This window comes from Roseibium sp. AWQ4_254, from assembly GCF_056161025.1.
The window spans coordinates 1-7,696 of the sequence record NZ_JBSWYH010000062.1; the positions used below are offsets into that span (position 1 = coordinate 1).

Consider the following 7,696-nt stretch of genomic DNA (forward strand, 5'->3'; position numbering starts at 1 on the left):
GCGTCTGCGATAGACGCAGTCACGCCCTCAGAGGCAAGAAACTACTTCGCTGCCGCAGGATATGAGCCGGAGTAAGCGGGAAACGCTCTAAAGCCGAAGGCCCGCATTCCAATCAGCAAGCCTTGACCACATGCGCGATCGCGTTCGATTCAAAGCGGTCGTGTCGGAATTTTGGGCAAGAAAAGGCGGAAATTTACGACAATGAACGCGTCGGCCGAAAATAAATCAAGTTCCGACGAACACCTTGTCTCATTCCCGCTTTCGCCGATGCGAAGCGCTTAATGCGCGATCATGATATGGCGCACAGCAGTATAGTCCTCCAAAGCATACATCGACATATCCTTACCGTAGCCGGACTGTTTGAGGCCACCGTGAGGCATTTCATTGACCAACATAAAGTGCGTATTCACCCATGTGCAGCCATATTGAAGAGCCGCCGAAGCTTCCATGGCTTTGCCTATGTCCTTTGTCCAGACAGATGAGGCAAGGCCGTAGGGGCTGTCGTTGGCCCAATCAAGCACCGGATCGTCATCGCCAAAACGGGTGACTGAAACCACCGGACCAAAGACTTCACGTTGCACAATTTCATCAGATTGGGTCGCACCTGCCACCACCGTTGGCTGGAAGTAAAAACCGCCGCCGTCAACAACCCCGCCACCAGTTGTGATCTCGATATGGGACTGTTCAGCGGCCCGTTCCACAAAGCTTGCCACACGGTCCCTTTGGCGGGAGGAAATCAGCGGGGGGATTTCATTTTGGCCGTCGTCATCGTTGTTGAAGACGATGCTTGCGGCGGCCGACGTTAAATCGGCAACAAATTTGTCGTAGATGGATGCATGTGCATAGACACGGCAGGCCGCCGTGCAATCCTGACCTGCATTATAGTAGCCGAAAGCCTTGAGACCTTCGACTGTGCGGGCAAGGTCTGCGTCGCCATACACAATCACCGGCGCTTTGCCACCTAGCTCCAAATGGGTGCGTTTCACGCCCTTTGACGCGGCCATCAGCACCTTCTTGCCCGTCGCGACATCACCGGTAATTGAAATCATATCAACCCCGGAATGGTTCACCAGCGCATTGCCAACGGACCCGCCTTGCCCGGTAATCACGTTCACGACACCGTCGGGAAGAATGCCCGCTAAGATTTTCGCGAAAGCGAGTGCCGTAAGAGGTGTCTGTTCTGAGGGCTTCATGACCACTGTGTTGCCTCCGGCAAGGGCGGGCGCCAATTTCCATGCCATCATCATGATCGGATAGTTCCAAGGGGCAATAGAAGCGACAACACCGATGGGATCGCGTCGGATCATTGAGGTGTGACCGGCCATGTAGCTGCCCGCAACGGGCCCGTGCATGTTACGAACAGCCCCGCCAAAAAAGCGGAAGCAATCCGCGACGGCCGGAATTTCTTCGTTGCGCACTTCGTTGATGGGCTTGCCGCAGTTGAGCGCTTCCAATTGGGCCAGATTTTCCAGGTCTGCTTCGACAGCGTCCGCGATCTTCAACAACAGAGCCGACCGTTCACTCGGTGTGGTTTTGGCCCAAGCTGGCGCAGCGGCCCTTGCGGCAGCCACAGCGCGGTTGATCTGGTCGGTGTTCGCTTCTGGCATTTTTAACAGGGTTTCGCCGGTCCGTGGGTTCAAAACCGTTTCTTCGGTTTCCGTTCCCGCTTCAAATTTGCTTCCAATCAGCATTTCCGTTTGCATGGGTATGTCTCCCTTTTTTATTTACCCTGACCGGCAATCGTCTCTGTTCCGCGTGTCAGGTAGTAGGCGGCGAGAATGGGGATGAAAGTGACGAGAACAACCAGCAGCGCGACCACATTGGTGACGGGGCGTTGCCGGGGCCTGACAAGTTCCTCCAGCATCCAGATCGGAAGCGTCTGCTGTTGCCCGGCTGTGAAGGTTGTGACGATGACCTCGTCAAAACTAAGCGCGAAGGCAAGCATGCCACCGGCAAGCAACGCGGTTGCAATATTTGGCATGATGATGAAGCGCAGTGTCTGAAAATAGGTCGCACCCAAATCCATAGACGCTTCCACGAGAGAACCGGAAGTTCGCCTGAAGCGGGCCACGGCATTGTTGTAAACAACCACGATGCAGAAAGTCGCGTGGCCTAGCACAATTGTCCAGAAGTTGAACGGAATGTCAGCGATATTGAAGGCAGACCGCAAGGAAATGCCTGTAATTATGCCGGGCAGCGCGATCGGTAGGATAACCAGGAGCGAAATTGTTTCTCGCCCGAAGAACTTGAACCGCGCGACGGCTGCTGCACAAAGCGTACCGAGAGCCATGGCAATAGCCGTCGAAATTGCCGCGACCCGGAGCGACAAACCCAAGGCCTCCCAGACATCGGGACGGTTCCAAGTGACTCCAAACCATTGAAGCGTGAAACCGGGTGGCGGCCATTGATATGACTTGTCCTCGGTGGTGAAGGCGTAGACAAAAATGAGCAGGATGGGCAGATGCAGGAACAAGAGCCCACATGTCGCAGCAATTTTCAAACCAAGGGAGGCATTAGAGCGCATCGAAAGCCCCCGCGCGTTTGGCAAGTGTCAGGTAGATGCCCATCATTAAAATGGGCACAACGGCAAAAGCAGCGGCGAGCGGGATGTTTCCGGCTGTGCCCTGGAATTGATACACAGCCTGACCGATCATCCTTGCCGACGTGCCGACTATTTGCGGAATAATGTAGTCGCCCATGGTGAGCGAAAAGGTGAAGATCGAGCCTGCGACAATGCCCGGCAAAGCAAGCGGGAGAATGACATTGCGCAACGTTTGGCTGGGCGAGGCGCCAAGATCGCCGGAGGCTTCCAACATGCTGGGCGGCACCCGCTCCAGCGCAGCCTGAACGGGCAGAATCATGAATGGCAACCAGACATAAACAAAAACCAGGAATGTGCCGGTCCAGCTGACAGACAGGGAGTTGCCACCGATAACCGGTATGGCCAGATAGGCCTGCAGGATCCAGCTCAAATGCAAAGTATCGAACAGCCAGTTTAGGATGCCTTCTTTCGCAAGGATCAGCTTCCACGAGTAGACTTTGACGAGGTAACTCGACCAAAGCGGCAACATGATTCCGAGATAGAAAACAGCCTTCCAACGGCCCTTGGCATAGCGGGCAGCATAGTATGCGATTGGAAACGCTATGATCGCCGATGCGATTGTCACCGCGCTTGCCATGACAATCGTCCGGACGAGAATGTCGAAGTTCGACGCGCGAAACAGTTCAGCATACGTTTTTAGAGTGAACTCGTACCGCACCAGACCCGTAAATTCGTCGATCGAGAAAAAGCTCTGGGCAAGCAGCGCAAAGAGTGACCCAAGGTAAACGATGCCGAGCCAAAGTAACGGAGGCGTCACAAGCAAAAGCAACAGGATCGTCGGCCGCCGCCAGAGCGAATCCGAAATTCGCGAAGATACCGTCGCTGGTTCAGACATGTTGACCCCGCATCACGTGCAGCGCACCGTCATCCCAGGTCAATTGCACCGATGCGCCCAGATCCGGCACGGTTGCGGTCTTGGGCAGCAGCACGGACAGACGCGCTTCACCGACATCCAGCTCAATCCGGTGGGCGACTCCCAAAAAAGCTGAGCCGATGACTTTGCCAGTCAATTTGCCGCCGGTATCGGTCAATCGGATTTGCTCAGGTCGCAAACTTGCCGGTGCGCTTTGTCCGGCGAGATGCTTGACCATGTGAGGCGCAAGCACGTTGGAAGAACCGACAAAGTCTGCCACGAATGGCGTTTCAGGCCGGTCGTAAACATCCTGCGGCGCACCGATCTGTTGAATGTGGCCCCGATCGAAAACCGCCACTCTGTCGGCCATTGAGAGCGCTTCGCCTTGATCGTGAGTCACAAATATGAAGGTGATGCCGAGCCGGCGTTGCAGCGTTTTAAGCTCACTCTGCATTTGCTCGCGGAGCTTGAGATCCAGCGCCCCCAATGGCTCATCAAGAAGCAAGACTTTCGGCTGAAGCACCAATGCGCGTGCCAGCGCAACACGTTGGCGCTGGCCGCCCGAAAGTTCCGACGGCTTCCGGCCCGCAAAGCCGCCGAGAGCAACAAGCGACAAGGCTTCCTCAGCCGCCTGATGCCGTGCCGCTTTTTTCTCGCCGCGGACCATCAATCCGTAGGCAACATTGTCCAGGATATTCAGGTGAGGGAACAGGGCGTAGTCTTGAAAGACGGTGTTCACCGGGCGGCGATAAGGAGGAACCCGGGTCGCGTCTTCGCCGAAGATCACAACGGCGCCACTGGTTGGTTGTTCAAACCCGGCAATCAGGCGCAAACAAGTGGTCTTGCCAGAGCCTGAGGGGCCGAGAAGAGCAAAAAACTCGCCCTCCGTGATGTCCAGGTTTACCGCATCAACTGCCCGGACTTGGCCAAAATGACGAGATACGGATCGGAGAGATACAGCTGGTGTCATATTTTCCAACGCGGATTGGCGAATGCGATTTTTGCTTAAATCCTGATCTGGCCTAGCGGCCACCAATCACTCCAATGTAGTCTGAGACCCAGCGGTAATACGGAACACACTCATCCTGGCTTTCACAACGGGTGACAGGTGTCGTCCAAAAGCTAACTTTTTCGAAATCATCGAAACCATTCTTTGTACAGCCCTCAGCTGTTTGCATACCGCGCCCGTCGCTGCAGGCCGCCGGAACGGCCGGGTTGGCCCCGAACCAGACGGAAAGATCGGACATTAGGTTTGAGCTGAGAGTGTGCTCCATCCACATATAGGCGCAATTCGGGTTTGAACTGTCCACATGCATCATTGTCGTGTCCGCCCAACCCGTTACGCCCTCTTCGGGAATGACACTGGCGATCGGCGCACCGTCACCTTGAAGCAGGTTGCGCTGGAAAGGCCATGAACCTGACGCGGCCATGCCCTCGTTTTTGAAGTCATCGATCTGGATAAAGGCATCGTGCCAGTACCGGCTGACGAGCTTGCGCTGCTCGCGCAGCAAATCAAGTGCTGCTGCATATTGGTCAGCATTCAGCTCATATGGCGATACGATGCCGAGTTCCGGCTTGTGTGTCATCAGATACAAGGCGGCATCGGCGATGTGGATCGGGCCGTCATAGGCTTGAACACGTCCAATATTGGTTTCGCCGTCCGGCAGATTTTGCTCCTCAAAAACCACCGACCATGACTTTGGTGGAGCGTCACCAAACACCTCGGTGTTATACATCAAGATATTGGGACCCCACATATACGGTACTCCGTAATGGGTGCCGTTGACGAAATGCCAAGGTGCTTCTTTCAAACGGTCATCAACGGTGTCCCAGCTCGGGATCAATGCCGTGTTGATCGGTTGAACCCGCTTGCCGGCAACCATTCTGAGGCTGGCATCTCCGGAGGCAGTAACGAGGTCAAAGCCGCCCTCGTTCATTAACGCGACCATCTCATCAGATGTATTGGCTGTTTTGACTTTGACCATGCAGCCCGTTGTTTCTTCGAACTTGGTGACCCAGTCAAAATCGCCGACCGTCTCTCCGCGTTCAATGTAGCCGGGCCAGGCAACGATATTCAGCTCGCCTTCGCCCTTGCCAAGTTCCGTCACCATATCTTGAGCAAAAGAAGGCGCAGCGATGGACGCACATACGCTTACAACTGCGGTGGTTTTCAGTAACTGTTTCATGATCACCCTCTGAGGCTTTTTCTGCGCTGCAGAAAAAATTGAGCCAGCCAGCTTGAATTGGCAAATTCAATATTCAATGACATCGTATCGGAAATTCCGATATCAACGTAGGCGAGGGGCGTGAAAACTCTGAGCTACCGAAATGAAAGCCCGCGTAGTTCCTGAGATGCTTGCACCGCGCCGCCAGACCAGGCCCACTTGGACCACTGGCAGCTGCCCGGAGACGTCTCGGCTCTCAATCCGCTCGCCTTCAAGTGACCAGGGCCGATATACAAGATCGGGCAACAGTGCGACGCCAGCGCCACTGGCGACCAAAGACCGAACGGCCTCAACTGAGCGTGTCTTGAACGCAACGGTCGGTTTTTGGGCAAATACATCAAGGAGGCGCATGGACTCTGCCTGCATTTCATCCACGTCGAGCAGAATGAGCCGCTCCTCGGCAAGATCCTCAACCGCAATGCTCTGCTTAGTGCCCAGCCGATGCCCAAGCGGTAGCCATAACCGATAAGGCGACACAACAAGGATTTCGGAATGGAGCGCATGATGGTTTCGAAGATTTGTAACCACCATGATGCCGATGTCGAGTTCGCCACCAACGAGAAGATGCTCCAGGTAATCGCCCGTGTCTTCGATGGCCCGGGTATCAATATTCGGTTGAGCGCGGCGGAACCGAGACAACAATTCAGAAAGCACGTAACCGGCTGTCAGGGATGTAACACCCAGGTTGAGCACTCCGGAAACGGTACTCTCCCGGGAACTGAGGTTGATCTCGGCGTTCGAAACTTCCGTTAAAATGGCTTTCGCATGCCGAAGAAACACATGACCGTCATGGGTGAGTTCAATACCGCGTCTACGCCGTTCGAAGAGTCTGACACCAAGGCGGGCCTCAAGATCCTTGATTGCTTCTGTAACCGCGCTTTGGGATACAGACAGCTCGACTGCGGCCCGGCTAATCGTACCGAACTCGGCGGCCCCAACAAAGTAGCGGGCTTGTTTTAGCGTAAACGACATGGCAAAGCCTCAAGAAGAGCCAAATGATCAATCGAATCAAACATTAGGCTCTTCAAACAGCTTTGCAAATTAGCATCAGAGATCCAGCACAAAAACGAACTGAGTATTTTGGTGAAACTTCCAGGCGGGAGACCTTCTTTCAACCCGCAGGGAGCCTCCGTTGCAAGCCCTTACAGATCTTCACAAGCGGCGCAATCAGCAGCCGTTTTCAGGACGAGACCTCAAGCGGGCCAACGACCGAAAAGGGGACGCAAAGAGGCCGTTCGTGTCATCCGTGATGAAAGCCTGTTCTGAACCCAAATTGCGAGATGCTGCACAAAGTCTGAATGGTGGCTTACAGCATAGTCTACTTGCGTGCCCTTTAGCGCGATGCGATCACCGCCGCAGCCCCGCCAAGACAACCTGCACCCAAGCGGTTGGCCATCCTCACCGCACGCGAGGTGTTCAGGAACCGCCGGGCGTGGTGGGCAACAGCGATCCAAGCGAGGTCGACAAAGGCGAGGCTTGCGACTGTCACGCAGGCCACGACTGCCCATAGGCCGATGCTCACACCCGAAAGGTCGATAAGCGTGGGCAGAAGCGCAACATAGAAGACCATTATCTTTGGATTGCCCAATGTCAGGGCCATCCCGGCAGCGAACATGGACCAACGCGATGAAGCATTGGGTACCGCATCGGCCCCAGTTGCGGCCGGCTCGGTCCACATGCGCCATGCAAGCCAAAGCAGATAGGCCACCCCCAAATACTTGAGGACAACAAACGCGGTGTGGAAGGTCTCCGCTAGGGCCGACAGCCCCGCCATCGCGAGCGTTAACCAGATCAACTCGCCTAGCCACATCGCCGCGACGAAAGGCGCGACGTCGTGCCAGCCACGCGTGATGACACGCGACACCAGCGCAGCAATGCTGGGTCCAGGTGTGCCCGCGTTCAGGATCAGCGCGGTGACGAAGAGAAGTGAGCGTCCGTTGAACCCGACCTGCCGCTTTTCGATTTGGTGCGTTAAGTGTCCGCTTAATTAAATGGACATTTAAGGGCCCTTAATGA

General features: G+C 55.3%; 7 protein-coding genes. All 7 read right to left on the bottom strand.

All coding sequences use genetic code 11. The annotated features are described in order from the left end of the window. Positions 1-278 precede the first annotated feature (278 nt). Entirely contained in the window at positions 279-1,703 is a 1,425-nt protein-coding gene (locus ACXAIC_RS24400; protein WP_475186966.1) for a gamma-aminobutyraldehyde dehydrogenase, read from the bottom strand. Positions 1,704-1,720: 17 nt separating this feature from the next. Further along, entirely contained in the window at positions 1,721-2,524 is an 804-nt protein-coding gene (locus tag ACXAIC_RS24405; RefSeq protein ID WP_475186968.1) for an ABC transporter permease, read from the bottom strand. After that, positions 2,514-3,437 carry an ABC transporter permease gene (locus ACXAIC_RS24410; protein WP_475186970.1) on the bottom strand — a complete coding sequence of 308 codons (924 nt, stop codon included), beginning with the start codon at positions 3,435-3,437 and terminating at the stop codon, positions 2,514-2,516. The genes ACXAIC_RS24405 and ACXAIC_RS24410 overlap by 11 nt, the downstream gene beginning before the upstream one ends. Beyond that, entirely contained in the window at positions 3,430-4,425 is a 996-nt protein-coding gene (locus tag ACXAIC_RS24415; protein WP_475186972.1) for an ABC transporter ATP-binding protein, read from the bottom strand. Before ACXAIC_RS24415 ends, ACXAIC_RS24410 begins: the two co-directional genes overlap by 8 nt. A gap of 52 nt (positions 4,426-4,477) precedes the next feature. Then, positions 4,478-5,641: an ABC transporter substrate-binding protein gene (locus ACXAIC_RS24420; protein ID WP_475186973.1), complete on the bottom strand. Its 1,164-nt coding sequence runs from the start codon at positions 5,639-5,641 to the stop codon at positions 4,478-4,480. Positions 5,642-5,743: 102 nt separating this feature from the next. Continuing rightward, positions 5,744-6,652, bottom strand: a complete 909-nt coding sequence (locus tag ACXAIC_RS24425; protein WP_475186976.1) for a LysR family transcriptional regulator — start codon at positions 6,650-6,652, stop codon at positions 5,744-5,746. Positions 6,653-7,013: 361 nt separating this feature from the next. Further along, the gene (locus ACXAIC_RS24430) at positions 7,014-7,643 is read right to left on the bottom strand and encodes a LysE family translocator (protein ID WP_475186978.1); all 630 of its coding nucleotides are present in this window, start codon (positions 7,641-7,643) and stop codon (positions 7,014-7,016) included. Positions 7,644-7,696: the final 53 nt, after the last annotated feature.